The 25,443-nt window shown below is 47.0% G+C and carries 29 protein-coding genes; 13 read left to right on the forward strand and 16 right to left on the reverse strand.

The features are described from left to right. Window positions 1–95: 95 nt before the first annotated feature. Window positions 96–1,877, reverse strand: a complete 1,782-nt coding sequence (locus M3202_RS13785) for a B12-binding domain-containing radical SAM protein (protein WP_251223912.1) — start codon at window positions 1,875–1,877, stop codon at window positions 96–98. Window positions 1,878–2,057: 180 nt separating this feature from the next. Between M3202_RS13785 and M3202_RS13790 the strand changes: the two genes are divergently transcribed. The 3 genes from M3202_RS13790 to M3202_RS13800 are packed head-to-tail and all read left to right on the forward strand — an operon-like array spanning window position 2,058 to window position 3,981. Next, window positions 2,058–2,432 (forward strand): GntR family transcriptional regulator, encoded by a 375-nt coding sequence (locus M3202_RS13790; protein WP_251223913.1) that lies wholly within the window; start codon window positions 2,058–2,060, stop codon window positions 2,430–2,432. Window positions 2,433–2,434: 2 nt separating this feature from the next. After that, window positions 2,435–3,313 (forward strand): ATP-binding cassette domain-containing protein, encoded by an 879-nt coding sequence (locus tag M3202_RS13795; RefSeq protein ID WP_251223914.1) that lies wholly within the window; start codon window positions 2,435–2,437, stop codon window positions 3,311–3,313. Next, window positions 3,310–3,981: a hypothetical protein gene (locus tag M3202_RS13800; RefSeq protein WP_251223915.1), complete on the forward strand. Its 672-nt coding sequence runs from the start codon at window positions 3,310–3,312 to the stop codon at window positions 3,979–3,981. Before M3202_RS13795 ends, M3202_RS13800 begins: the two co-directional genes overlap by 4 nt. A 54-nt stretch (window positions 3,982–4,035) precedes the next feature. Here the strand turns inward: M3202_RS13800 and M3202_RS13805 are convergent, their stop codons facing one another. From M3202_RS13805 to M3202_RS13830, 6 genes are all read right to left on the reverse strand, one after another. After that, entirely contained in the window at window positions 4,036–4,479 is a 444-nt protein-coding gene (locus tag M3202_RS13805) for a hypothetical protein (protein WP_251223916.1), read from the reverse strand. A 144-nt stretch (window positions 4,480–4,623) separates the two neighbouring features. Next, a complete protein-coding gene (locus tag M3202_RS13810) occupies window positions 4,624–5,292 on the reverse strand; it encodes a hypothetical protein (RefSeq protein ID WP_251223917.1) in 669 nt (222 codons plus the stop codon). Between the two features lie 410 nt (window positions 5,293–5,702). Further along, window positions 5,703–6,428, reverse strand: coding sequence for a hypothetical protein (locus tag M3202_RS13815; protein WP_251223918.1), 726 nt, complete (start codon window positions 6,426–6,428; stop codon window positions 5,703–5,705). Between the two features lie 131 nt (window positions 6,429–6,559). After that, complete coding sequence (locus M3202_RS13820; RefSeq protein ID WP_251223919.1) at window positions 6,560–7,750, reverse strand: KamA family radical SAM protein; 1,191 nt, start codon at window positions 7,748–7,750, stop codon at window positions 6,560–6,562. A gap of 229 nt (window positions 7,751–7,979) precedes the next feature. Next, window positions 7,980–8,630 carry a GerMN domain-containing protein gene (locus M3202_RS13825; RefSeq protein WP_251223920.1) on the reverse strand — a complete coding sequence of 217 codons (651 nt, stop codon included), beginning with the start codon at window positions 8,628–8,630 and terminating at the stop codon, window positions 7,980–7,982. 224 nt (window positions 8,631–8,854) lie between these two features. Beyond that, window positions 8,855–9,013 carry a hypothetical protein gene (locus M3202_RS13830; protein WP_251223921.1) on the reverse strand — a complete coding sequence of 53 codons (159 nt, stop codon included), beginning with the start codon at window positions 9,011–9,013 and terminating at the stop codon, window positions 8,855–8,857. A 163-nt stretch (window positions 9,014–9,176) separates the two neighbouring features. Between M3202_RS13830 and M3202_RS13835 the strand changes: the two genes are divergently transcribed. The 3 genes from M3202_RS13835 to M3202_RS13845 all read left to right on the forward strand — a co-directional run bounded on the left by M3202_RS13835 (window position 9,177) and on the right by M3202_RS13845 (window position 11,875). After that, the gene (locus M3202_RS13835; RefSeq protein WP_251223922.1) at window positions 9,177–10,262 is read left to right on the forward strand and encodes an AI-2E family transporter; all 1,086 of its coding nucleotides are present in this window, start codon (window positions 9,177–9,179) and stop codon (window positions 10,260–10,262) included. A 62-nt stretch (window positions 10,263–10,324) separates the two neighbouring features. After that, on the forward strand, window positions 10,325–10,696 hold the full coding sequence (locus M3202_RS13840; RefSeq protein ID WP_251223923.1) for a rhodanese-like domain-containing protein: 372 nt from the start codon (window positions 10,325–10,327) through the stop codon (window positions 10,694–10,696). A 231-nt stretch (window positions 10,697–10,927) separates the two neighbouring features. Then, entirely contained in the window at window positions 10,928–11,875 is a 948-nt protein-coding gene (locus tag M3202_RS13845) for a hypothetical protein (RefSeq protein WP_251223924.1), read from the forward strand. On the opposite strand, the gene M3202_RS13850 is transcribed toward M3202_RS13845, so the two are convergent. Next, window positions 11,876–12,013 carry a DUF3941 domain-containing protein gene (locus M3202_RS13850; protein WP_390188855.1) on the reverse strand — a complete coding sequence of 46 codons (138 nt, stop codon included), beginning with the start codon at window positions 12,011–12,013 and terminating at the stop codon, window positions 11,876–11,878. A gap of 122 nt (window positions 12,014–12,135) precedes the next feature. Here M3202_RS13850 and M3202_RS13855 point away from each other — a divergent pair, with 122 nt between their 5' ends. From M3202_RS13855 to M3202_RS13870, 4 genes are all read left to right on the forward strand, one after another. Beyond that, window positions 12,136–12,417 carry a YbyB family protein gene (locus tag M3202_RS13855; RefSeq protein WP_251223925.1) on the forward strand — a complete coding sequence of 94 codons (282 nt, stop codon included), beginning with the start codon at window positions 12,136–12,138 and terminating at the stop codon, window positions 12,415–12,417. 229 nt (window positions 12,418–12,646) lie between these two features. After that, the gene (locus M3202_RS13860; protein WP_251223926.1) at window positions 12,647–13,429 is read left to right on the forward strand and encodes an alpha/beta fold hydrolase; all 783 of its coding nucleotides are present in this window, start codon (window positions 12,647–12,649) and stop codon (window positions 13,427–13,429) included. Beyond that, entirely contained in the window at window positions 13,430–14,266 is an 837-nt protein-coding gene (locus M3202_RS13865) for a YitT family protein (RefSeq protein ID WP_251223927.1), read from the forward strand. Between the two features lie 16 nt (window positions 14,267–14,282). Further along, window positions 14,283–14,771 (forward strand): BsuPI-related putative proteinase inhibitor, encoded by a 489-nt coding sequence (locus tag M3202_RS13870; RefSeq protein ID WP_251223928.1) that lies wholly within the window; start codon window positions 14,283–14,285, stop codon window positions 14,769–14,771. Window positions 14,772–14,894: 123 nt separating this feature from the next. Here M3202_RS13870 and M3202_RS13875 read toward each other — a convergent pair whose 3' ends face one another. The 5 genes from M3202_RS13875 to M3202_RS13895 form a co-directional block, all read right to left on the reverse strand. Next, window positions 14,895–15,080 (reverse strand): hypothetical protein, encoded by a 186-nt coding sequence (locus M3202_RS13875; RefSeq protein ID WP_251223929.1) that lies wholly within the window; start codon window positions 15,078–15,080, stop codon window positions 14,895–14,897. Window positions 15,081–15,096: 16 nt separating this feature from the next. Continuing rightward, the gene (locus M3202_RS13880) at window positions 15,097–18,078 is read right to left on the reverse strand and encodes a DEAD/DEAH box helicase (RefSeq protein ID WP_251223930.1); all 2,982 of its coding nucleotides are present in this window, start codon (window positions 18,076–18,078) and stop codon (window positions 15,097–15,099) included. Beyond that, on the reverse strand, window positions 18,068–19,330 hold the full coding sequence (locus M3202_RS13885) for a hypothetical protein (protein ID WP_251223931.1): 1,263 nt from the start codon (window positions 19,328–19,330) through the stop codon (window positions 18,068–18,070). Before M3202_RS13885 ends, M3202_RS13880 begins: the two co-directional genes overlap by 11 nt. Window positions 19,331–19,793: 463 nt before the next feature. Beyond that, a complete protein-coding gene (locus M3202_RS13890) occupies window positions 19,794–20,099 on the reverse strand; it encodes an AzlD domain-containing protein (protein ID WP_251223932.1) in 306 nt (101 codons plus the stop codon). Continuing rightward, window positions 20,096–20,803 (reverse strand): AzlC family ABC transporter permease, encoded by a 708-nt coding sequence (locus M3202_RS13895; RefSeq protein WP_251223933.1) that lies wholly within the window; start codon window positions 20,801–20,803, stop codon window positions 20,096–20,098. The genes M3202_RS13890 and M3202_RS13895 overlap by 4 nt, the downstream gene beginning before the upstream one ends. Window positions 20,804–20,917: 114 nt before the next feature. On the opposite strand from M3202_RS13895, the gene M3202_RS13900 reads away from it, so the two are divergent. Beyond that, entirely contained in the window at window positions 20,918–21,481 is a 564-nt protein-coding gene (locus M3202_RS13900) for a helix-turn-helix domain-containing protein (RefSeq protein ID WP_251223934.1), read from the forward strand. Between the two features lie 163 nt (window positions 21,482–21,644). Here the strand turns inward: M3202_RS13900 and M3202_RS13905 are convergent, their stop codons facing one another. The 3 genes from M3202_RS13905 to M3202_RS13915 all read right to left on the reverse strand — a co-directional run bounded on the left by M3202_RS13905 (window position 21,645) and on the right by M3202_RS13915 (window position 23,442). Next, window positions 21,645–22,244, reverse strand: coding sequence for a YkzI domain-containing protein (locus M3202_RS13905; RefSeq protein ID WP_251223935.1), 600 nt, complete (start codon window positions 22,242–22,244; stop codon window positions 21,645–21,647). Between the two features lie 208 nt (window positions 22,245–22,452). Then, window positions 22,453–22,908 carry a GNAT family N-acetyltransferase gene (locus M3202_RS13910; protein ID WP_251223936.1) on the reverse strand — a complete coding sequence of 152 codons (456 nt, stop codon included), beginning with the start codon at window positions 22,906–22,908 and terminating at the stop codon, window positions 22,453–22,455. Between the two features lie 306 nt (window positions 22,909–23,214). Continuing rightward, entirely contained in the window at window positions 23,215–23,442 is a 228-nt protein-coding gene (locus tag M3202_RS13915) for a DUF3813 domain-containing protein (RefSeq protein ID WP_251223937.1), read from the reverse strand. Between the two features lie 310 nt (window positions 23,443–23,752). Here M3202_RS13915 and ctaG point away from each other — a divergent pair, with 310 nt between their 5' ends. Next, complete coding sequence (ctaG, locus tag M3202_RS13920; protein ID WP_251223938.1) at window positions 23,753–24,667, forward strand: cytochrome c oxidase assembly factor CtaG; 915 nt, start codon at window positions 23,753–23,755, stop codon at window positions 24,665–24,667. Window positions 24,668–24,697: 30 nt separating this feature from the next. Next, on the forward strand, window positions 24,698–25,297 hold the full coding sequence (locus tag M3202_RS13925) for an SCO family protein (RefSeq protein ID WP_251223939.1): 600 nt from the start codon (window positions 24,698–24,700) through the stop codon (window positions 25,295–25,297). Window positions 25,298–25,443: the final 146 nt, after the last annotated feature.

Raw genomic sequence — 25,443 nt, forward strand, 5'->3', positions numbered from 1 at the left:
AGGCAAAATATTTGTTCTCTCCTTCAAATGAATCGTAAGAAAGAGGCTAGGCACAAGGGGAAATAACCTTTTGCCCAGCCTCTCTGAAATTGTGACTATCCCTCTTTGTATCGACTCTCCGTACCCGCTAAAAGAGTTTCAAACGGTACGGTATAGACGTTTGCTTTCATCCCTTTCGGATCAAAGTAGGCGAGAAGCAGGCTTTCCTGCTCACGATATCCGCCATCTTTTTTCGCCGGAAGTGAAAATGGAATCCGTTCGATCATCGTATGCTTGTGCAGCTCCTTTTCGCTCAGCTGCAAAGCGGCGAAGGAATCGGAGACGAGCGTCGGCTCTGTGGCGAGCAGCTTGATATAACGCCCCTGCTCCTCCTTTGAGAGGGAGAACGTCCACCATGTTTTACGCGGCTTATGTTTATGGTTTTCAAAAAAGTCGACCATCATCAGCGCGCGAATGACAGCGGGCGGAGTTTTTGTCGTGATCGTTGACAGAAATTGATCAAGCCGGCGAAATAAATCCTCAAGCTGATGACCGATCCGTGACCACCCTTGCTTGTCCCAGTAATCGCCGAATGCCTGGAAAAAATCGAACGGGGAATCGAATTCCTTTTCAACTAAGTATTCGATTGTCCGATCCATCCGATGATCGTTCCAATACTTTTCAAGGACGTCCTCGACCCGCTTAATCCGGACAATTTCGTCAAAGCTCAGCACATTATTGCCGAGAATTTCATAAGGGGCATTGTCCATGTAAAGATAATCATGATCCTTTGCCCTCAGCCTCAAACCTGTCCCGCGCAGCATTTTCAGGAACCCTAATTGCAATTCCTCAGGACGTAAGGCGAAGACATCATTAAACGTCCGTCTAAAGCTGCTATAATCCTCCTCCGGTAAACCGGCGATTAAATCGAGATGCTGGTCAATTTTACCGCCGTTCTTGACCATTTTCACTGTCCGTGTCAGCTTTTCAAAGTTTTGCCGGCGCTGGACGAGCTCGTTCGTCGCGTCATTCGTCGACTGCACTCCGATTTCAAAGCGGAAAATGCCCTTCGGCGCATGCTCATTTAAAAACGCCAATACTTCCGGCCGCATAATGTCAGCGGTAATTTCAAATTGAAAGACGCAGTCCTGATGGTTGTCAATCAGAAAGCGGAATATCTCCAAGGCATAATCGCGTTTAATGTTAAATGTCCGGTCAACGAATTTAATTAATTTCGCTCCGTTTTCAATTAAAAAAAGAAGATCAGCCTTGACCTGTTCGATATTAAAATAACGAACACCGACTTCGATCGAGGATAGACAAAATTGGCAGCTGTACGGACAGCCGCGACTCGTTTCAAAGTAAGTGACACGCTGGCCGAGAGCAGGCAAATCCTCGGTAAAGCGATAAGGAGACGGGAGATCGCCGAGCTTTAACTTAGGACGCGGAGCGGTGATGATCACTTCATCCTGCTTGCGGTAGGCAAGTCCGAAAACGAGGTGATATTTTTCTGTTGTCGACAGCTCCTCTAAAAACTGCTTAAATGTCTCTTCCCCTTCGCCGATGACGATAAAATCGACGGCGGGCAATGTGTCCATCCATTCTCTCGAATCGTAGGAAACCTCGGGACCGCCCAACACGATTTTTGTTTTCGGCAGCACTTTTTTCAGCTGATTAATGACTTTGATCGTTTCTTCGATATTCCAAATATAACAGCTGAACCCAATCACGTCCGGCTTACGCTCATAGAGGTCGGCCACAATCGACAAAGTCGGGTCCTTGATCGTATACTCTACGATTTCGACCGGGAAATCCGGTTCGGCGTATGCCTTTAAACAACGCAGGGCTAAGCATGTATGGATGTATTTCGCATTCAACGTCGTGACGACGGTTTTCATTTTGACAATCCCTCTATTCTCTTAAACGAACTTTACTTCTCACTAGTTTACCAAAAAATGAGGAACAATCCTAATGACGTTCACCTATTTTTTCTTTCTCCTATTGACAGTAAAGGTGTAACTGTTATATGGTTAATTACATAACTAACTAACCATGTAACGTAAAGGTGGTGAACCAATGTGCGGTCATCCTTAGATGAGAATCGGCCGATTTTTCAGCAAATCCGGGAAATGATTGAAGAGGAGATAGTAGCTGGTCAGCTTCAGGAAGAAGAAAAAGCGCCATCTACGAATCAGTTAGTCGCTCATTATCAAATCAATCCGGCGACCGTCTTAAAAGGGATTAATCAGCTCGTCGATGAAGGAATTTTATACAAGAAAAGAGGGATTGGGATGTTTGTTGCAAAAGGAGCGCGAAGCAAGCTGCTGGAGGAACGCCGACAAAGATTTAAAGACGAATATGTATGGAGAACGGTTCAGGAAGCAAGAAAGCTTGGCATTTCCATCGCAGAGGTTCAGGCGATGATTCAATCCGTTGAAGAAGGGGATGAATAGTGATGACGAAAAGGATTCAAGCAGAGCATGTGACGCTTCAGTTTGGAAAGAAAACCGTTTTGAACGATATTTCCTTTGAGCTGGAAGGTGGAAAAATATACGGGCTGTTAGGACGTAATGGAGCTGGGAAAACCTCTTTATTGTCGCTGCTCGCCGCCTTTCAAAAGCCGACTTCCGGACGAATGATGGTCGATGGAGTCGACGCGTATGAAAATGCCGGCATTATGGAAAGTGTGGTTTTTGTCCGTGAAGAAAAGCGTGAATATGAAACGGATACGGTCGCCAAATGGCTGAAGGATGTTGCCAAGCTGAGGCCGCTGTTCGATCAGCAGTATGCCGAGCATCTGGCGCAACGGTTTAAACTGCCGCTCACGCAGCGAGTCGACAAACTATCGCGCGGGATGCAGGCGGCGCTCGGCATTACAATTGGTTTGGCAAGCCGTTGCCCGATTACGATTTTTGATGAAGCTTATTTAGGTCTCGATGCCCCTGCTCGTGAGCGCTTTTATGAAGAAGTGCTGCGGGATTATATGGAGCACCCGCGGACGATCATTTTGTCGACGCATTTAATTTCCGAAATGGATTCGCTGTTTGAGGAAGTGCTCGTAATAAAGGACGGCTCGCTGCTGCTTCATGAAAAAACGGATGAATTGCTGGAGCAAGGAGCGACGGTAACAGGGGCGAAAGAGGTTGTGGAAACGTTCATCGCCGGCCGGAACGTGCTGAAGCAGCAAAGCCTTGGCGGGACAAAATCAGCGATGATTTATGAAAAGCTTACAACAGAAGAGCGGAAGCAGGCGATCCAAAATGGCTTGGAAATCGGACCAATTGCCTTACAGGAGCTGTTTATTCACTTGACGGAAGGAGAGGAAGAGGAATGAATCAGAAAGCGAAAAAAGTGATGCGTGGCATTTTTTCCATGTATTTGACGTGGACGGTCTGGTATCTTGCCTTTTGCATCCTTGCGATCATTGGCGTCGCGGTATTCGCGGCGAATCCGACTGGGGAATGGGAGTGGTCGCTTTTACAGGGCGCGATGCAGGCAAATCGGATTTATATGCTCGTGCTCGGAATCTTATCAATGGGTGGATTGCTAACCTATTTTGTCTCAAACGGGGTCACGCGGCGTGATTATTTTAGCGGGGTGGCCGCTGCGGCTGTGCTGTTAAGTGTCTTTCTCGTGATTGTCACCGGCCTTCTTCATGGAGCAGAGCGAATATTCTTCGGCTGGGGACTAAGCGAAGAAAGCCTCGGGATGACGTTTGTGATGGCTTTCTTCCAGCTGATCGTCTTTTATTTCGTCGGCTGGCTGATCAGCGCGGGCTTTTATCTGTTTCATTGGCTCATCGGTCTCGTTTTTATCGCGATCGGGATTGTCATTATTTCGATTTTTGACTTTGTATGGGGCAGGGTCGGACAGCAGCAGTTTGATTTTCTGCCGGTAACCGACATTTCTCCAGCCGTCGGCATGATCATCAGCCTGCTTTTATCATTTGGGCTGATCAGCGTGATGCGAATGCTGACGAAGCGGGCTGTCGTCAAGCCGTAACTAAGAATAAAGAGCCAGGGGGAAAGGTGAAATCAAGCTTTTCCCCTGGCCTGGTTATGAAGCTGTATCGTTCATTGCTTTGCGCAGTTCATTGTACCATTCTAACGTCTCTGCCTCCGAATCCTGATTTAGAAAAATCAACGTTTGGCTCGTCAGTTCGATCGTGATAAATGGCGAGCTGTCTTCGGACAAGAAAAATATGACATGGTAATCCTCTTTGCCATCTATTGTTGAAACTTGATCCTGCCCGATACGAGAATTCCAAATTGATGTGCCCTCAATCTTCGAAATGGAATTTGGTAATTGATTCCTAATATCGAGCGTGGTAATGTCATCAATTGCCCATTGGCCTCCTTGTTTTGAGGATGAGATCACAAAAGCGTCATCCTTAACCTGTAGCTCAATGTCCGGTCTGCCTGCAAAGGTATTCAGGATTCCAGAGGCGATATAGAGAATAATTGCGAAACAAAACAAATTGACGATGATTTTTCTAAGCAAGTCTACCCCCTCCTTACTTAAGACTTATTAACGCAAAGGAAGACGTCATCTGGGGGGCTGTTCCTGTAAAATTACCTCGAGCCTAACCTTTTCCGCCATTAGCTGAAGATAATTCGGATTCTCACTCTATTCTCTTCTTTGCTATTATAATCTTATCCATGAAAGATAAGAGTTATTTGATGTGTCAATGCGAATTTGCTGTCTATGAGCTGCGCTTATTGTAGGGAACTGTGTTGTATAAACATTGTAATATAAGCTACCATAAGCGTAACCGTTTCTTATATAATCTTCATTGTTGTAAAGTTCATATGACGTTGTAATATCATTATTAGTTTGGGAACCTTCGACCCAATTAGTGTGGTTAACCCTCCCGTTGCTGTAATTGTAACTTAAAGTTATTTCTAAATGTGTTACAGGCACCCCAGCCCTTACCATAACGGTGGTTCTAGTTTCTGTCATATCACTAAACGGTAGAATAGTAGATTCATCTAGGTCGAAACTAATTTTTTCCTCAACTTCGATACGATATTTCTTACGTTCTTCCTCATCACCAAATAATAAAGCCTCAGTCGCTTTTGGATCAGCGATTGAATCTAAGAACTCATTTTTTTCTTTCGTACTTAATGATTCGTATGCTTCAAGAGTTTCCAGGCTGAAATCATCTAAAGTATCTTTATTATTTTTTAACACCTCCATATACTCAATCATGTCTTTTCTTAAGTCATTGTTTACTTCCTCTGTTGCTCCCAAAACCTGATAAATGCCAAAGAAACATAAAAAGATGAAAATACACACAAAAAATTTCTTACCCATTACGAGCTCTCACTCCTTTATGGAGCATAGCATTCCTTAATTGGAAAAACAACCAAATATAGCTTAAAATATGAGTTATATGGAAATTTATTAAATCATTAGATCTGATTTTATTAGGGATATGAAAGGGCTTACCCTCTATAGATGCGGTATTTTCATCTATGTAGGTTTTTCAGATTCATGCAGCAAAAACAAGCATCGCCGTCTGCGGAAAGCGTGTCCAATCCCGGTAGCGAGGTTGCTAAACCAAAAAGAGCTTGAGACAAAACCAGCTTTGGACCTACTGGCAATGGCTTCACACGCCACAAGCCCGTTGTGAGTGGGTTTCTCACAACGGGCTTTAAAAGATCGTGGCGGTTCCGTTCATTGCTTAAAGGCTGTGACAAAAGGTAATAAGCCTCTGAGTGGCGCTATCCCACTGGAATCGTCAGCGGCAGCTTCCAAATTTGTTCCTCGAGGTGCAAGCGGGTGAGTTTTAAGGTGAATAAGTCCGGCAGTGGGGTGGCGAAGTCATAGCTTGCGATAAGCTGATTGGTATCTTCAAGATAATTCGTCGTCGAGAAGACCGGATAGATTTCTTCGTTATCCTGAATTAACGACAGGCTCAGTCCGCTGATCGGCTGAATATCGCTAATTTCAATCATGAGACGCCTGCCATCCGTTTCGGCCTTGTTGATGAGAAGATCATTGACAAACCGGTTTGTTGTGCCATCTGTCATTTCGGGAATAACAAGCTCTCTTTTATAGTAAAGAGGCTTGGCAAATACTGTAATATCGAGATGGCTAAGATCATCCGGCAGCTCCGGTGTGTAAAATTGGCGCACCTTGACCTGTTCTGTTTCGTTTTCCAGTGGAAGGGTTTCGCTATGGAGTGCTTCATATGTTGCGCCGTTTTCATCTGTCAACAGCGAATCAAGGGCATAAGAAAATTCATCAGCCTGATACTGTTCCATTACGGAAGTCACACTGATCGTGATAAAGAATCCTTGCTGCCCGTCCCAGTCCCCGGTTTCAATCGTTTCAAATTCGACATCCAAATGGCTATTTTGATTTTCGATCTGTAAATCCACTGCGGATTCCGTAGTTTGACAGGCACAAAGAAAACAGAGCATGCCAAAAAGTGTCATCCATTTCAACCGTTCTTCACTCCACTTCTAAAGAAAAGCCGCTACGCGTTTTTTTTTAGTGTATCATGTCGAACGTTGTCTTCCTAGAGTGAATCATGAAGAAAAAGGTTATTAACATGGCAGCGCAATTCATGGAATTGTTAAGAAATAGCCGCGGAACTGCGCTTCTTTTTACGCTTTTGCGGCATCTCGGGCAGCTCGTTGACAGAGATGACTTGATCTGTTTTTTTCTTTGGTGGACTCCAGTATTGTTCATTGCCTGGCAAATCATCGAACCAGGCTGCCTCATCCGGGCAGTCGAGAACCATAAACTTCCCATAGTTATTGTCACGTGACTGATGATATTTTAAATAAGCCTTGCCATCTTCAATCGCCAAAATCTCAATTTTACCGGAGGTGTGACTCATCGACAGGCGGACGCGTTTGCCTAAACCGGACGTTTTCGCTTTGGCCGCTTCGACAATCTGGTAAGCCTCTTTCAAGGTGAGAACAAAATCGTTATTGCCGGCGACAGGGCGGTTGATAAAGAAGTAATAAGGTGTCACCCCGGCCCATGAAAGCTTGTCCAGCAATTCGGCCAGCACGTCCGGGTCGTCATTGATCCCTTTTAAAACGGGAGTTTGATTGACGACAATCGCGCCAGCGTCGTGCAAGGCATCAAATGCTTGCTTTGCTTCTTTCGTAATTTCTACCGGGTGATTGATGTGGGCCATAATATAAATGCGGTTTTCAGCTGTGGAGTACTGCCGGATGAGGTCAAGCAAGGCCTCGTCCTCGTAGATTCTCATCGGGTTAAAAACCGGCAGCTTTGAGCCGATGCGGATAATCTTTACATGCTCGATCTGACGGAGCTGTTCGATAATCATCCGCAGCTTTTTTGTGGCGAGAATCAATGGGTCGCCCCCTGTCAGGAGCACATTGTTAATCGAAGATGTGTTGGCAATGTAGTCAAGACCGGGCTTGACATCGGACATCGCTTCTTTGACATCATTGCGAAAAAGCCGCTTGCGGAAGCAGTAGCGGCAATAAGCCCCACATACTTCTGAACAAATGAGCAAAGCGGTTGTTTCATATTTGTGCTGACAGCCGGGAACGACGTAGTTCGTATCTTCATCAGAAGCATCCCAACGCCCATATTCCTCTAATTCGCCTTCGTTGGGGATAACCAACTTTCTAATGGGATCGTTCGGATTATTCCAATCAATTAAACCGAGATAATATTCATTGACGCGAAAAACAAATTTTTCTGTGATTTCTTTTAGCTTCGCCCGTTCTGATGCTGGAATTTCCTTGATTTTGTCAATATCCAGAACATATTTAGGTTGTGCCAAACAGATCATCCTCCTTTGTAAATAAACATCACGTCAAGTATAACAATAAAAAAATGGAATAGTCAAAAAAGATAGAAAAATAGAGGGCTTCTATACAGCAGGCGCAGACTTCGCTTACCGCGTAAAGCCCTGGTCAAAAGGTGAGTTCAACCTTTTAACCAGGGCTCTTCTTTCTAAAAAAAAGTATTATTCGTACGCCGCTTCTAAGAAAAGCTGCTGCGAGGTTTTCTTATTCGACTTTTTCGTAGTCTTCAAGACTGTCGGCGACGATTGGTACGCTTGTATCAACGTGACCAAACAGTTCCGGATGGCTTTCCCCATCGATTAAAATTTGCGTTTCGTTAAAGCCGAATTGCTTCATAATCATGGCCACTTGCTGAAGAATCATTTCTTCCGTGCCAGATCCGGCCTGCGCGTCCAGCAGTTCAGCGGAGAAAGAAACATGAGCGACACCTTCAACTTCTTCGACGGACTGTACTTCGACATTGTCAGGGATTAAGGATACAAGCCCTTCCTCATCTTCGGTCGGACCGGCAACCCATTCTTGCAGGGTAGCGACAAAAACTTCATCTTCTGCCGCTTCGATTTGCCGTTCTACTCTAAACATATCCATGACCTGATCGTCGGAGAAAACGAGCTCCACAGGGACGCTGTTGTCCTGAGCTTCACCGTCTGGAGTTTCGGATTGATCAGGTGTTTCATCTGTTACTGGTTCTTCTTCATCTGCAGGTGTTTCTTCTCCTGATAGGTCTTCATTTTCTTCTAATTCAATGTTATCAGGAGCCGGCTCGGGCTCTTCTGGTGATGTTGTTCCTTGTCCACACGCAGCGAGCGCGAGAAGTAGGAAACTGGCAAAGAGCACCATCCATTGCTTTTTCATTATTCTTCCCCCTTTTACATCGTGTGTGAACGATTTTCCACACAGAGGATAGTGAGCTTTCCTCTTACGGCAGTATGTAGGATAAGTCCTATCAGTTAAATTCTACAACATTCAGGTTGAAATTCAATCCTGAATTTAGACCTAGTCCGCTCCGTATTGACAAAATAAATGCCGGAAAGTCCGACATGTGGGACCTTCCAGCTAGGGGGGACGGGGAGAAATGGTTAAAACATTGGAAAAACATACTCAATCAAAAACCAGATAATCCCGAAAAAGATAATCAAATAGGCTGCATATTTAATAAAAGTCGCCATGACCATACTATTGTTTTCTTTTTTCTCCACATGACGTTCTTCGACGTCAACGTTTCTTCTATTAGCCATCGTTCTCCCTCCTAAATAAGGATTGTATAAAGTAGATACCCTTCATTTCCCGCTTTAAACGTCGGGCTTGTGACCGAGACGGTTTCTTCTGGACATAAAAGGGGTAGGATGGGGGTGAAGATGGTATAATGAAAAAAACTGTCAACAGGAAGGGATTTTGCTTATGCCACAATCGAAAGCATTCCGTATCGGTTATGGAATTGCGCTTATTTTTCTAATCATCTATTTGGGAACATTAGTCGATTGGATTTTTCAACCGATTGTTGTTCTCGTGCAAACATTGTTTGCTCCGATTATTTTGGCGGGGGTGTTGTTCTATCTGCTGCGGCCGTTTGTCAACTTTTTGTCACGCTGGATGCCGCGCAGCCTGGCCATTTTGGCGTTGTATTTATGTGCGATCGCGTTGTTGACTGCGTTAATCCTGCTTGTCGGACCGGAATTGCAGAAGCAGTTTAACAGTTTAGTGCGAAACGCGCCAATCTTCATTAATGAGATCCGGGATATGTTCATCAATTTACAGGAAAATGAATACATTGCCCGTTTCCAGCCGGGAGAGACGGTCACATTTGAGGAGATTACGTCCCAGCTTGCCGATTACTTGAATCGGATCGTTTCGACTGTCGGCTCAAATATTGCCAGCTTTATCGGCTTTATCGCCAATGTCGTGATCATTCTCATTATCATTCCGTTTGTCCTGTTTTATATGCTGAAGGAGGGGGATAAAGCGCCGAAGCAGGTGCTCAAATTTTTCCCGACGAAGCAGCAGCAGGAAGGACGCCGTGTGCTGCACGACATGGATGAGGCGCTAAGCTCCTATATCCAGGGACAAATTATCGTCAGCTTCTGTGTCGGTGTGCTCGTCTATATCGGCTACTTGATTATCGGGCTCGACTATCCGCTCGTCCTGGCTCTCGTGGCGATGTTTACGAATGTCATTCCTTTTGTCGGTCCGTGGATCGGCACCTTTCCCGGCGTCGTTGTCGGCTTCATTGATTCGCCGTTTATGGCATTATGGGTCGTGATCGTCGTCGTGATTGTCCAGCAAATTGAGAGCAATTTAATTTCACCGCAAATAATGGGAAGAAAGCTTGATATCCATCCGTTGACGATCATCCTCTTATTGCTTGTGGCGAGCCGTTTTGCCGGCTTGCTCGGTTTATTGCTCGCCGTACCGACCTATGCTGTAGGCAAGGTGATTGTCTCCCATACGTATCGCTTATGGAGACTGCGCAGCAAGCCGACGAATTGACATCGCGGAAGCGGATTTGTATCGTGGAAGAGGAAGAAAAAACAGATCGAGGAGTGGTAATGATGGCATTTGAACAAGATGGGATCATTCAAGTGGAACCGGAAGAATTAAAAGAGCTGTTAAAGCAGGAAGACCGTCCGATTATTATTGATGTGCGCGAACTGGATGAATATGAAGAAGCTCATATTCCAGGACTGCCGTTAATTCCTATGCAGACGATTCCGGCTGTCGCACCTGATCTTGATAAAGATCAAGATTATCTCTTTGTTTGCCGAAGTGGAAACAGAAGTCAGAATGTCGCTCTTTATTTGCAAAATCAAGGCTTTACGAATGTGAAAAATTACGCTGGCGGAATGCTTGCCTGGACAGGCGAAACGGTATCGGGCGCGGAATGGGTTGTCCGTTCACCGGAGGAATTGAAAAAGGAAAAGTAAGGGAAGGCATAAACCCGCCCGAATGTCATGACAAGCAGGAGAACTCGTTTCTTCCCTGCTTGTCTTATACGGCTTTCTCGCTGATAATCTTCTCTGATCCTTTGTTCATAGGTATTACGTCGCCTGTGGACGCACGAATTTTGTCAAAGTTAGGACGTGTGCTTTTGCTTTATTTCTAGTAAACTAGTAATAGGTTTTCAGAGGTTGTGACGACTGGAGGATGGGCCAATCATGAAGATGAAAGTGACATACGGCATCATAATGCTTTTCTGTTGTCTTGTCTTTGCCGCAAAGGGTGTGGCGGCTGAGAAGATTTATTTTTACATAGATGGACAAGAACAACGCTATCAGGGAGAGGTAGTAGAGGAAGCAGGCAGTTTATTGGTTCCATTGCGTCCGATTTTAATGAATCTGCATTTTATCGACGATGAATGGGCGTTTACTTCGCGGGAAATAAACGAGTTTCTGCGTGAAAAACGGAGCGGGCAGCAGGAAACGCGCAGCGGGCAAGGGGAAGATGAGGAGCAGGAGATGAATCCGCTTGAAGCCGTTCCCCTTTTGCGTGACCTTCCATTCGTTGAGAAAAATAACCGCGAAATGATCAGGCTCGAAGACGTGATTCGACTTGGGTTTGATGGGTATTACTATCAAAACGATGACATTCTGCAAGTGAATACGCCTGCTTTTATGGAAATTGCCGGGCTGGTCGTCGGTGATTCGCGGCAAAAAGTGTCCGGGCTTTATCCTGATGTGCACTGGAACACAGGATTTGGTCAGGCTGCCGAGCTGAACGGCTTTATCGGTGAGATGGTTCCTTATACGTATAAGGACCGCTACGGATATGAACGGACGGAGGAAGTTCCTGAGCTGCAGGTCGAGATACAGGATGATAGAGTCAGCTATTTATTCGTCTCATCGGACCGGTTTCCGACTTCGAAAGGGGTGCAGGTAGGGGACGAGCTTCGCGATGTGTACCGGCTGTACGGCAATCAGTACGTTCGTGATCGAATGGATGGCAAGCAAATTATCGTGTATGATGTCGAAAATGGCTCAATCTGGTTTATTGCCGATCAGGATCAGGTGATTGAAAGAATCGCCTATTGGGATCATCATCTTCGCGGCTTTGGCGAACAGCAGGCTGAGCTTTTGCCTGAGGATGAAGAAGAGGAAAAAAAGTGATCAGAGATGATCACTTTTTTTCGAATAGCTATGTTTTCCGTGGCGGGCATTTTCCGCTGCCTGTTCATTTTTTTGCTGATTACGGGCATTGGAATCCTGCTTCTTTTTGTTATTGTCTCCCGTTGTGGCCATCGTCATCGTTCACCTTCTTTCTACACGTATAGGATGTGCTACTTTGCTGGAATTATAAGAAAAGGTTTACCATTCCTTGCGGAGGGGAATGTAATAGGTAACCTAACTAAGGAAAGGTGGAGATGGTCATGGCAATGAAAAAAACGTTAATGGCAACGGCGGTAGCGAGTGCGGCAGGCGCGGCGACAGTGCTTTTGCGTAATCCTGACACGAGAGAAAAAGCCAAACGAGCAGCCCTTGAAACCTATTCAAAACTAACCGGTCGAACGGCCGAAAACACAAAACAGGAAAAACAAACAAAGCTTGGGCACTCTCATCCACATGACTATGCCGATAATAAAATGGTCAATGAAGGCGCGATGACAAGTGTCCAGTATTATAATGAAAAGCAGCAGCAACAACAGTCATAGTTGACTAAAACAGCTGTAGGCTGTGGCGAAAGCCATGTTTGCGATAAAACACATCGCAGCGATGGAAGGCTTTGTTCCGGATGACGTTTTCCATCGCTGCTTAAGCCCGGGACGAAAGGGGAGAATCAGAACCTTTTGTCTCGGGCTCTTTATGATTTCGGCGAAGTATGTAATCCGATTATGGGAATGCTATAATAAGGAAAAAGACTGGAAGGATGGAGTGGATAGAATGGTTATTATTCGCAATAGAAATATAGCACATATTCCGGTGCTCGACGTCGTGAAAGCTAAATTGGAAGACCAGGGGGCGCCGGCTGTTTTCTTTTTGCACGGCTACACAAGCGCGAAAGAACACAATCTTCATGTCGCCTATCTTCTGGCTGAAAAGGGCTTTCGTGTCTTACTTCCTGACGCGCTCCATCATGGAGAAAGAGAGGGGCGTCTTTTCGGAAGGGAGCGGGATCTCGCCTTTTGGGAGATTGTGCTGACCTCGATTAAGGAGCTTGAGCAGATGAAGGACGCTTTAGTGGCTGAAGGAAGCGTCGATGCAAATCGTCTCGGCGTGATCGGAACATCGATGGGGGCGATTACAATGTATGGCGCGCTCGCCGCCTATCCATGGATTCAGACCGCCGTTTCTTTCATGGGCACCGCTTATTATGAGACGTATGCGAAAGCGCAGATCGCGATGCTTGAGCAGGATGGGGAACTGCTTGACACAGAGTTAAAGCAGCGGGTGCTTTCACAAATACGCCCTTTTGATCTGTCGCAGCAGCTTGATAAGCTGGCGGGTCGTCCATTGTTCATCTGGCACGGGACGGAAGACCAGGTTATCCCGTTTCTTTTTTCTGAAAAGCTGCACGAGACCATCGCAGCGAGCTATCAGGACAAGCCCGATCATCTTCATTTTTCCGCCGAGGCGAATACGCCTCATAAGGTTACGAGAACAGCCGTCCTTAAATCGGTTAGCTGGTGCGAAGAGCATCTTCTCGGCAGAAAGGTATCGTCATAAATGAAGTCAATTCAATGGATGCAAGAAATTCAGAAGCTGATTATTGTGACGATCGGTGCGCTCTTTTTAGCAGCGTCCCTTAACTTTTTTCTCATTCCGGCAAACGTATTTGCCAGCGGCTTTACAGGGATTGCTCAGCTGTTGGCTTCGGTGCTGCCTGTTTCGACGGGGATCTTGTTATTTGTCCTGAATATTCCTGTCGCGATTGTCGGCTGGCTGAAGATCGGGAAAAGCTTTACGCTCTACAGCTTTATTAATGTCGCACTGACGACATTGTTTCTCGAGCTCTTACCGGTTTATGAATTTTCGCCGGATATTCTGTTAAATGCTGTCTTTGGCGGGGTGATCGCGGCAATCGGAGCCGGGATCACGCTGAAATGGGGGGCTTCATCAGGCGGGGTCGATATTATCGCCTTGATTTTATCAAGGGTGAGCGACCGGCCGGTAGGGATTTATTTCTTTGTGATCAACGGGTTCATCGTCATCACTTCGGGGTTTTTATTTAATCCGGAGAAAGCCCTTTACACGCTTGTCACCTTATATGTAACATCAAGGGTCATTGATGCGATTCATACGCGTCATGTGAAGCTGACGGCCATGATCGTCACGACGAAAGCGGAGGAGCTTAAAAAAGCGATCCACGACCGGCTGACGCGGGGCCTGACAAGACTTCCGGCGAAGGGTGGCTTTATGGCTGATGATAAAGAAATGTTGATGATTGTCATTACCCGTTATGAATTATACGAGCTGAAGCATGTCCTTCAGGAAGTCGATCCGCAAGCCTTTACGAATATTGTGGAAACAGCCGGGATTTTCGGTTTGTTCCGCAAGGAGTAAAGGAGGCGGGGAGCAGGTGAAAACATGGCTGATTATGCTGCTGCTCGTGCTGACAGCTTGCGGACTCGGGGAAGATAGGGCCATTGAGGAAAGCGAAACAGCAGACGAAAAGCGAGGTGAAGAGGCAATGCCTGCCAACTGGCTTATGGAGCTTCAGACGAATCAGGCAGGGGAGACTATTCAAGTCGAACTGCAGGTCGTAAACGAGGATGAAAGCGATCATACTCTCGCCTTCTCCTCCGGCCAGCGCTATGAATTGATTTTGCGTGACGCGCACAGAAACGAGGTCTACCGCTTTTCTGATGATCGCGTCTTCATGATGGCGATCACGTATGAGGAATTTTCCCCGAATGAAAAAAAGACCTTCCGCGAGCAAATTAACACAGCAGAGCTTCCCACCGGAACCTATACGCTGGAAGCAGAACTGCTGGTCGCAGCGGTTGACAATGAGCCGCTGCCAGAAGGCGAAGTTTTTCGACAGGAAGTGAAGGTTGAGGTGGAGTAATACACCGTTTCATTTGAGTAAATTTGTTATCGGGAGAAAAATAAAAAAAACCGTCTCAAAAGGACGGGCTTTCCTTTTGAGACGGCTTCAGCAACGGCAAAGGAGTGCGTGTAGCCGCTCCTATCACGAATTAGCTTTGTCCTGCTTCTTCCATCTTTTGATTGCTTCCTGCTGGATTTTCTTTTTCAGCCGGGTGTACTCATTGTCTTCCTGCTTCGTTTCCTCTGAGGATCGGTCTGCTTTCCCACGTTCCGGGGCGGAAGATTCCCCGTACCAGTAGGTGAAGAAAGGTTCTTCAAGCTTTTTCATAGTAACCTCCTTTCTGTTAGCGAGTCAATTGGATCAGATCGATGATTTCTTCGTTCGTCAATTCGGTAATCGGCTGTTCACCTGCGGCGAGAATATGATCGGCCAAGGCCTGCTTTTGTGTCAGCATCCGGTCAATCCGTTCCTCAAGCGTGCCGACTGTCATCAGCTTATGAACGGTGACATCCTTCGTTTGCCCGATCCGGTAAGCTCTGTCTGTCGCCTGATTCTCGACAGCCGGATTCCACCAGCGGTCATAGTGAATGACATGGGTAGCGGCTGTTAAGTTCAACCCGACTCCTCCGGCCTTGAGCGAGAGAACGAAGAAATGACAGTCATTGTCTGATTGGAAACGTTCGATCGCCTGCTGACGCTTTGCCCGCGTCAAGCTGCCGTGCAAAAAAGGAACCGTTTCCTTGTAGCGCTCCTCAAGAGCTTCCGTCATTAGCATACCCATTTCTTTGTATTGCGAAAACAGCAGCACCTTTTGCCGGCGTTCAACCATCTGATCGGTCAGCTCGAGCAATGTTTGCCACTTTCCTGACTGATGATCCCGGAGCGTCGTCTCCTTTAGAAAGTGAGCCGGGTGGTTGCAAATTTGCTTGAGCTTCGTTAAGCTGCGCAAAATTAAGGCCCGTCGCTCGAGGGCGCTGACTTCATCCAGCTTCCCGACGATATCGTCGACGACTGCCTGGTAAAGCGCCGCTTGCTCAACCGAAAGATGGACGCGGTGAATATGCTCTTTTTTCTCAGGCAGTCCAAGCTGCAAGGCTTCGTCCGATTTCTTTCGTCTGAGGATAAGCGGATGGATCAGCTTTTGCAGCTTGGCGAGCTGTTCCTCGTCCTGCTCTTTTTCAATCGGCCGCATAAAGGAAGCCTGGAAATCCTGATACGTGCCGAGGTAGCCTGGATTTAACACATCAAGCAGTGACCACAGTTCGCGCAGCCGGTTTTCAATCGGGGTGCCGGTCAGCGCAATGCGATGGGTCGCTTTAATCTCCTTGATGACGCGCCGCTGTTTCGTATCGACATTTTTAATGTGCTGAGCTTCATCTAAAATCAGCCCATTCCAGGAAATGCCGTGCAACAGCTCATGATCGCGTACGGCCAGCTGATAGGAAGTCAGCACGAGATCCCAGCTGCCGGCCTGCCGGCATTGTTCCTCTGTAAGCCTCGTTTTGCCGTGATGGACGAACAGCCGGAGAGTAGGAGCAAACTGCTTACATTCCTGAACCCAGTTATAGAGAAGAGAAGTAGGGCAAATGAGTAAAAAAGGTTTTTCTTCCTGCTGCGCTTTGCGCTGCTCCTCAAGAACATAAAGAATGTAGACAATCGTTTGAATCGACTTTCCAAGTCCCATATCATCGGCAAGGCAGCCGCCAAAGCCGGTGCGTCGCAAATGAGCGAGCCATGAAACGCCTTCGTGCTGATAAGGACGGAGTTCCCCGGTAAACTGCTCCGGTAGATCAATTAAAGAAGGTGTAGCCGAATACAGCTCCTTCAGCGCCGATGTCAGCTGATTCCCCCAAGAAATATCAAGCTCAAACGATTCGCTTTCTTCTTCGGCCAGCTGGTCATCCCGCCATGCTTCCAAAAAGGACGCTTCCTCTTCAATCCGCTGCAAATAAGTGCGCAGCTGCTCAGCTAAGGAGCGGTCCCAGGCGATCCATTCTCCATTGGCGTAAAGAAAGGGACGCTGACCGTCAACGAATTCATGGAATTCCTGCGGACTAATTGCCTGATCGCCAATCGCCAGCTCATAAGTGAACGAAGCAACACTTTGCCAATCGAGCAGCGGCTCGCTTTTCGCCTCACGGTTAAGTGGATGAGTCACCGCCAGCTTGACTTTCGGTTTTTTCTTCGTGGTCATCCATTTCGGCACAATGAGATGAAAGCCGCTGGCGCTAAGCTGTTCATCCTGCTCGGTAAACAGCTCATATGCCTGCTCGGCCGTTAACGAAAGAACCGGGGACGACAATCGAAGCTCCTTGAGTAGCGGCAATTGGGTTTGGGCTTTTTTTAAGTCCTGTTTTAATTGAGCGATCGGATTTTCTCTCCACGGATGTTCCCCGAGCTGGAGCTGCTCCATGTCGACCAAAAGCGATGGATGCTTTCTGTCAACCATGCACAGGGAGAGCTGCCACATTCCAGTAGAGGTAGCGGGCTCTTTCAGAACAAGACCGGAACGAAATGGCCTGGCCTGCAAAGCGCCGATTTCCTGTTGAAAGACTTCACTGGAAAGTGGACTGTCGATTTTTCCTCTTTGCGTAAGGTGAGCCACCGCTGTCCGCCATTTCGGCTCAACCGTTTGCACCCAAGACTGATAGGCGTGACGAACTTCCTCTTCATGAAAGAAGGAGCGGATCATCTCATCAGCGACTGCTGTGACAAGCTGCCGGAAGGAATCGACTGATAGTGGCGCATGCCCTCCTTTTTGAATAAATGACGTGTTCGGTCGAATCGAGCGTGCTGACAAGGGCAGGCTCTCAAACCATTCATCAAAAGGAAAGGAGGATAGCGTCCATTGTCCGGATGCTGCCGGTGTAAATGCGCCATTGATAATTTCTGTCTGAATCGCCGCAAAAATGGCGAGCCAGCTTTTTAAGTCAGGCGCCAGCTCAATGTCCTCGTCGTCATACCAGCTTGAAAATGTCGCCAAATGCGCAACGAGGCCTTCAACCGGAAAGATAAGCCCTTCGATCGGGAAGGAATAGTGGGTCATCTGTTCCTGCGCCTGATAGACAGTGATCGTTCCGGCTAACGAGCTGTAGCTGCGCGAATCGAGCGGAACATCAATCACCGCTTTTTCACTCTCGATAAACGTCCCGAAAAAAGAAGCCTGGTCATAGCGAAAAAGGGTAAGCTTCAATTCAAAGGGTGGATACATAAAAGGATATTGAAAATTAACGACTTGATCAAAGCGGGAACGTGGTGGTTCCTCACCCCAGATGAAAAAGGATTGATCAAGCCAGCCGCCATGGACGATAAGATTAGAGGCCAATGCGTTTCAACTCCTCGATAAACGCACGATACGTGCGATACATTTTCTTTAATTTCGTCAAGTAATCAGCAAATCGAAAAAGGGTTTCGTCCTGCTCGTAAATGCCCTTCAACTCTTTAAGCAGGACGGCCGCCTGTTCATAATGAAGGCGTGATTTCTTTTCGATCAGACGGATGACGAGCTGATGATAAACCGGCTTTGCATAGGCCGGAGCATCACGGCGCAGCGCTTCAAGCAGCTCAACCTTTTCCGGCCGCATCCGCAACGGATCGCGTTCATGCTTTAAAAAATAATCAGCAGCGAGCGGATACCTCTTTGTGGTCAGAAGGAGCTTTTCGAATGTTTTCGCCGCCTCGACCTGATGCAGTCTCCGTTTCAGCTCGGGCAACAAACGGTTAAGCAGTTCTTCCAGCTCATCATCCCGGTAATGCTTGCTGAATGTCAGAAAGCGCTGGTAGCTTGGCGACAGGAGCCAACGGTTCCAGACGGCATCAAACTCTTTCTTATTAGCAGGAAGAGTCGTTTTCATTTCATCGATAAAAGGCTGGAGTGAGCCGAATGTCCCCTGATGTTTATGAGGAAATAAAGCATCGACCCATTCTTTCATCGTCTGCCATTTTGAACGCTGCTTCAACAGCTCGAAATGGCTTCTTAATTCCTGATCTAAATAAGGATGACGCTGCGCGCGCAAAATCGACAGCGCCGCTTTTTCATCTCCGGCAAGGAGTGCGGCATAGCTGTATGCCAAGCTGAGCGGGCGCGAACAGCGCGAGCGGTCAACGGATTCGGATAAAAACGTAAAGATCGGCTCGATATAGGATGCTTCCATGTTTTTTAGCAGCTGAAACAGCAGCGGAGGCCATGGTGCTTCCGCTTCTTCCGCGTGATAGACGACGAGAAAGAGCAGCTGTTCAAGGAAAGGACGAAAGGCCCCTGTAAGCTGCATTTTCTCCCGGCCGGCGAGAAGCTCATCGGACATCGCCTGAAAGAAATAGTGAAAACGCCGTTCGTATTCCTCGTATGTTGCGGCGCGCTCAGCTAATGTATAAATGCCACGCATATAAGTTAACAGATAGAGCCAGTCATCCTCGCTCTCAACGTGGGAGAGCCGTTTTTTAGCGTCAGCTGAAATTTGTTCCAGGTGCCGATTCGTTATATAGCGCGAGGACGTGATCAGTTTATATGTATGAATAATATCCTGCTCAATCGCCGCGAAGGCACCTGCTTCGCCTTTAAACAATGATTGCTCCATATCCCGCTCACCTACTTAAGAAAAATTTCCATTCTTTCATTGTATCTTTTTCAACGCCAGAAAGAAAGGGATGGTGACCCTGGGAAAAGAAATTAACAAGGATGCAAAGAAATAGGGGTGAAAAGAAATCTTAAGGGGGGCGGAATTTCGCCGAGCGGGTTAAAGCCTTATGGGAATGTTTTATAGCGATGTAGGGAAGGGGAACCGTCACGTTTTTGATAAAGCCCGTTATGGAGAGGTTGCTGAAAAAGTGAAAATCGAACTTTTTCGTAACTCGAAGAAGAGTAATGGCTCCGCACGTTGCACGCCTTTCTTGGAGAAACCTACTCGTAGCAAGGCTTTCAAAATCAGGCAACGGCTACGCTCATTACGAAAAAACTGCTGAAAAAGTGAAAATCGAACTTTTTCAACAGTTTCTCACAACGGGCTTGTGGCGAGTGAGACGGTACAGCTTTGGAATGCGTTATAGCACCATCGTCAATAGCATCAAAATGCCGATGCTGCTCATGACGACGATGATTAAATTGGCACCTAAATAAGCGATGACAAAAGCGGAGGCGCCGCCGATAATGCCGTACCAGATGTTATCGTGAATATAGAAAATACCGGGAAAGATCAGCGCTCCTAGTGCGGCGTAAGGAACATTGCGCAAGGTTGCCTGCAGCCACGGCGGAATGCTTTCGACGTTTAGAAAGACGAGCGGGAGCATCCGTGGAATATAGGTGACGAGGGCCATCCCGGCGATAATCATCAGCATCGTCGTGCTCATTGCTGTCTCCCTCCTTTACCGGATACCCACTCGATTCCGGCTGCCGAAAGCAGCGTCGCGGCGATAATCGACCAGCCGCTTGGCAGGAAGAGGGAAAAAATGCTGTTGAACAGAGCGGCGCTGGCGGCCAAAACGACGATTTTCCGCTGCTTTTTTAATGAAGGAACGAGCAGGGCAATGAACATCGCGTAAAGGGCTATGCTCATGCTTTGCTGCAGCGAGGCCGGAAGAATCGCGCCGACTACATAGCCGACGGCGGAATGGACGGTCCAACTGGCGTAAGCAATCAGCGAGACACCGATGACAAAGCCGGTTTTGACCGTTCCTTCCTGCGTCGTCGTGACTGCGAACACTTCATCTGTAATGCCAAACGAATAAAGCGCCTTAATAAGCGGCCGGTCCTCCTCGACTCGTTCTCGGACAGAGGCGCTCATTAACAGATGGCGGATGTTGACGATAAAAGTTGTAAAAATGATTTCAAAAGCGCCCGTCCCGATCGCCAGTAGGTTTAAGGCCATGTATTGGGCGGCGCCTGCATAGACAAACAAGCTCATCGCAAGCGTTTCCCAAAAAGCGAGGCCGGTGCTTTTGGCGAGCAAACCGAATGTCAGGGCGGCAGGAATATAGCCGATGGCAATGCTTGATCCTGCCAGAAGCCCTTGGGTAAACGGAGTTTTTTGTTTTTCAAGCGTGATACTTTCCATCTTTTCGTTCAATCCTCCTAAAAGCGTGCTACAATTTAAGCTAGATCATCGATCGTTGTACGTTATATAATATGATTGTATGTTATGTTATACATTTTAACAAGGAGAAATTTTATGGATAAAGAACAGCTATCTTTTCTGATCGGAAAGCGCCTCAAGAACATGCGTCAGCAACGGGGATGGAGCCTCGACACATTGGCTCAGCATTGTCAGGTCAGTAAACCGATGCTTGGCCAAATTGAAAGGGGGGAATCAAACCCGACTGTAAGTACGCTCTGGAAGATCGCGAACGGATTAAATGTTTCATTTACGGCTTTTCTTGAGGAACAACAGCCGTCTGTGAAAATCGTTCGCGCTGATGACGTGGAGCCGATTACCGAACAGGATGGCCATTTTAACGTTTATCCGATCTTTCCGAAAGAGGACCGGAAGCCATTTGAGCTGTTTACAGTCAGCCTGAAGCCCGGGGCGACGTACGGTGCCGAAGCACATCGGGACGGCGTTGAGGAATATATCGTTGTTCAAAAAGGAAGCCTGTCGCTTGAGGTGAGAGGGGAGCGTTATCAGCTGAACGAGGGTGATGGCATTCACTTTGTCGCGGATGAAGAGCATGACTATTGTAACGAAAGCGAGGAAGAGGATTGCGAGCTGACGCTGGTGATTTTTTATCCGGCCTGATTGCCAGGCAAACAAGGAAAGGCAGAGGCTCCGTCCTGCGTGCGAGGTGGAGGACGGAGCCTTTGCTTCGGGACTGTCTCAAAAAAGAGCACGGCGGGCTTCTTGTTTGAGACAATCTCCTTTTGCAAATCCGGCAAAAATAAGTGAAGTAACCAGAAGACGACTAAAGCAGCTGTTCTACCTGTTCACGTCGCGACAGCAGTTTTTTCAGTTTTTTCTTATGGGAATCAATTTGCCATTGATCCGACTCGAGTATCGCTTCATGCAGTTCCATCAATACATAATCAATCTCCAGGTTCATCATATTAATTAACGTTTTCGGTTCAAGTGACTTGTCATCATCCTTGTACTGAATCAGGGATCCATTTCGGTTCATCATGACTTTTTCACTCCCATCAATTTCAATCATAGATTCAATGTCGCCGGCTTGGTATGACGTAATATAGAGGGGACCCTCTGTTGCCCGTTTGACGATGCCATTGCCTTTTTCATGTTGCAATAACTTTTCGAGGGCGTTGGCCAGAGTATCATCATAAATGTGAAGGCAATCAGCAGAAAGAGTGAGGAAATCGCTATTTCGCACAAAAGGGAGTTCGTGGATCGACTCATTAAGCTCAATCATGAGATAAATGGTTTTCGCATCATAGCGCCAGAAGAGTGAATAATGTTGACTCATCATCCGTTTGATAAATTGGTGCAAGGCTTGTTTGCTCAGCTCAATGTAAACCTCAGAAAACTCCACATCAACAAACGAATCTCTCATGATTTTATGCACGCTCCTTTAACTCCCTCATGTCTTAGCTGATTAGGTTGCTATATCATATGTTGAAAAGGAAAAAAAAAGAAGCAAAATGCCCAGTTTACGGCGAAATGGGCGGGAGCTGAAAAGAAGGACAAGAAAAAAGCGATCGCAGGCATTTGTCCCCGCAGATCGCTTATTCCAATTTTATATAGGCTGCCGGCGGCTTCCCCTAAAAGCGAAATCCGTACCGCTTTGAAATAATGTCGTAAAAACCGAGCGAGTTGTAGAGCGCTTTTGTCGCTTCATTGTTAATCCCGGTTTCAAGCTCGATGCCCTTGATCTTTTGTTGTTCAGCCCAGTAAATAACATGAAGCAGCAGCTTCTTTGCAATCCCTTGATTGCGGTGCTGTTTATCGACATAAAGATCGTTCAGCCAAATATAATGGCCACCTTTGTCAATGCTCAGCCCGACATTAAAAAAGGCGGCACCGACAAGTGTGTCCTCTTTTTCCGCTACGAAAATATGAGCCTGGGAATGGGGCGCCAATGCCAGCTCAATTGTTGTTAAAAGTTGTGAATAGGCATCCTTTGGGCCGAGTGCCTCCATTTGTCCCATAAGTAAGTCCGCCACACGTTCCTGAAGGTGAGCGCCTGCTCCACTCTCGACCTTATACACCTTTACCATTCTCTCTTTTCCTCCTATAAAAAGAACATCCGAAATAAGCTCTCCTGTTAGCGTAACATAAAAGGAAGAGAGAGAGTAGTAGAATTTAAGAGGCTGCTGAAAAAGTACGATTTTCACTTTTTCAGCAGCCTTTTCGTAATGAGCGTAGCCGTTGCCTGATTTTGAAAGCCTTGCTACGAGTGGGCTTCTCGAAGCAACGTGCGGAGCCATTGCCATGTTTTTTCTTCTCAACTTCGACTTTTGCCAAGCCCCTAAGCCGTGAGCATGCGAGTGAAGCCATTGCCATTTTTTGTCCACGCGTTACAGTCACTCGCTTTGTTCAATATCTCCAAGCTGATGGAGTTGTTCCTGGAGGCTCGCCAGCTGCTCCTGTTCAGCCGGTGTTGAATTAGCGAATGCGGAGGAAAGAGCCTGCTTCGCGCGACTATATTCCTTTTGAACCGCTTCCCGCTGGATGTCGGTTTCGGCGGCCAGCGCGAGAAGCTCAGCCCGGGCGACGGCTTCACGCGCTTCCTGGTAAAGGTGGTTCCCCATTAACGCGGCCCTCCTTTGCGTTCGTTTTGATGAGACTGCTTGCCCTCTGTTTCATTAGCGGGCTGGACGGCGTCTTTACCCTGTTGAATGGCCCGTTTTGATCGTGATCGTTTGCTCATTATTATCGCTCCTTTTTGACATGTTCCCTTTTAACATTCCCCGGATGAACGAAAGCATTCATGGAAGAAGCAAGCCGGCATGTATAAAATTGTTAGGATTCGTTCAAAACTTTTATACAGTATCTATGGTATGATAGCAGCGAAGATTGACGGGCTTCCCTGTTTATTCTCCATAAAAGGAGGTTTTAGAAATGGAAATACTGTTTGACACGTTTAGTTTTCGCGCGCTTTGGACACCTGAATTGTTCATTCCGCTGTTTGCTATAGGCATTCTTTATTTTCTATTGATCAGCCGTTGGCGCTCCTTTACGCTCGGTGAGCGCGTACCGCTGAAGCAGCGCTTCTATTTTGTTTCGGCTTTAGTCGCACTCTATCTTGGCTGGGGCAGTCCGCTTTATATTGCCGGTCATATTATGATCAGCTTTCATATGGCACAAATGGTTCTTGCTTACTTTGTCGCTGTCCCGCTTTTTTTATTGGGGATTCCGTCCTGGATGTTTCGGACGTTGATCGAACGGTGGAGAACACCGGCCACCGAGCAAATTGCCCGCTTTGTGTGGAGTCCGATCGTCGCGTTGTTTCTCTTTAATGGGTTGTTTTCCTTGTATCATGTCCCGTTTATGTTCGACACATTGATGCAGAACACCATTTTGCACAGCTTTTATGAGTACGGACTGTTTTTATCGGCGGCGCTCATGTGGTGGCATATGATTGCCCCGCTTCCGAATATGTTTCCGTTGTCTGATTTGCGCCGGATCGGTTATATTTTTGCGAATGGTATTTTGATAACGCCGGCCTGTGCCTTAATTATTTTTGCCCCTGCGCCGCTTTATCAAACGTACATCGATCCATCTATTTGGGCCAGTGTCATGGCTTTTTGTCTGCCTGCTGGTGCCGAGGTGCCGCTTAACGTTTTTGCCGGGCCGGACTCATTTCGCTTTCTTGAGCCGCGGATGGACCAGCAGCTTGCCGGCGTGTTTATGAAAATCGCCCAGGAGCTGATGTACGGATTTACAATCGGTTATGTGTTTAAGCAGTGGCTTTCCAAAGAAAAACAGCAGGATGGCGAACTGACGATTAGTGATGTTCCGGTTGTAAAACCTTAAATAAAGATATACAAAGAGAGGATATGAGAGATGAAACGATTACTTCTGTTCGTGGGTCTGGTAGTGGTGTTGAGCGGTTGTGGGTGGATGTATGAACTTGGTGGCGGCGGTTCATCTGACTTCGATATAGCCGAAGCCGGATTGGCCGTGCCTGAATTTAACTTTGTCGATCAGGACGGGAAGCCTTACGGGACAGAACAGCTGACGGGACAGTATTGGCTGGCAAATTTGATTTTTACTCATTGTCCATCGGTTTGTCCGACGATGACACCGAATATGCGCAACCTCCAGACTGCGATGCAGGAGGAGGGAATCGAGATGGGCTATATCTCCTTTACTGTGGATCCGGAGCGTGATACGCCGGAGCTGCTGAAGTCGTATGCGACAAATGTCGGGGCCAACGGGGAGACGTGGAAGTTCCTCACAGGCTATGAAGTTGAAGAAATCACCGAACTGTCGATGACGGCGTTCGCTTCACCTGTTCAGCCGTTAGATGACGGTGATATTGGTCATACAACAGCTTTCTTTCTGATTGATCCGGAAGGAAACGTCATTCGGAAGTATGATGGATTGCAAACGGATCAGGAGCCGATTATCGATGATCTAATGGATACGGTTCAATACGAATAAAAATGAATAAATATGAATGAGGTACTGTCAAAAGTTCTATGAAAAGTCGGTAGATGGTTCAGATTCTTTCCATGAATTTAGTGGGAAGGCCACGCAATCGCCCTTGACAAACACGCCAATGGTTTGACTCGAGCTTATCAAGGGCG

It is taken from the genome of Halalkalibacter oceani (genome assembly GCF_023715605.1).
GTDB classification, from domain to species: Bacteria; Bacillota; Bacilli; order Bacillales; family Bacillaceae_D; genus Halalkalibacter; species Halalkalibacter oceani.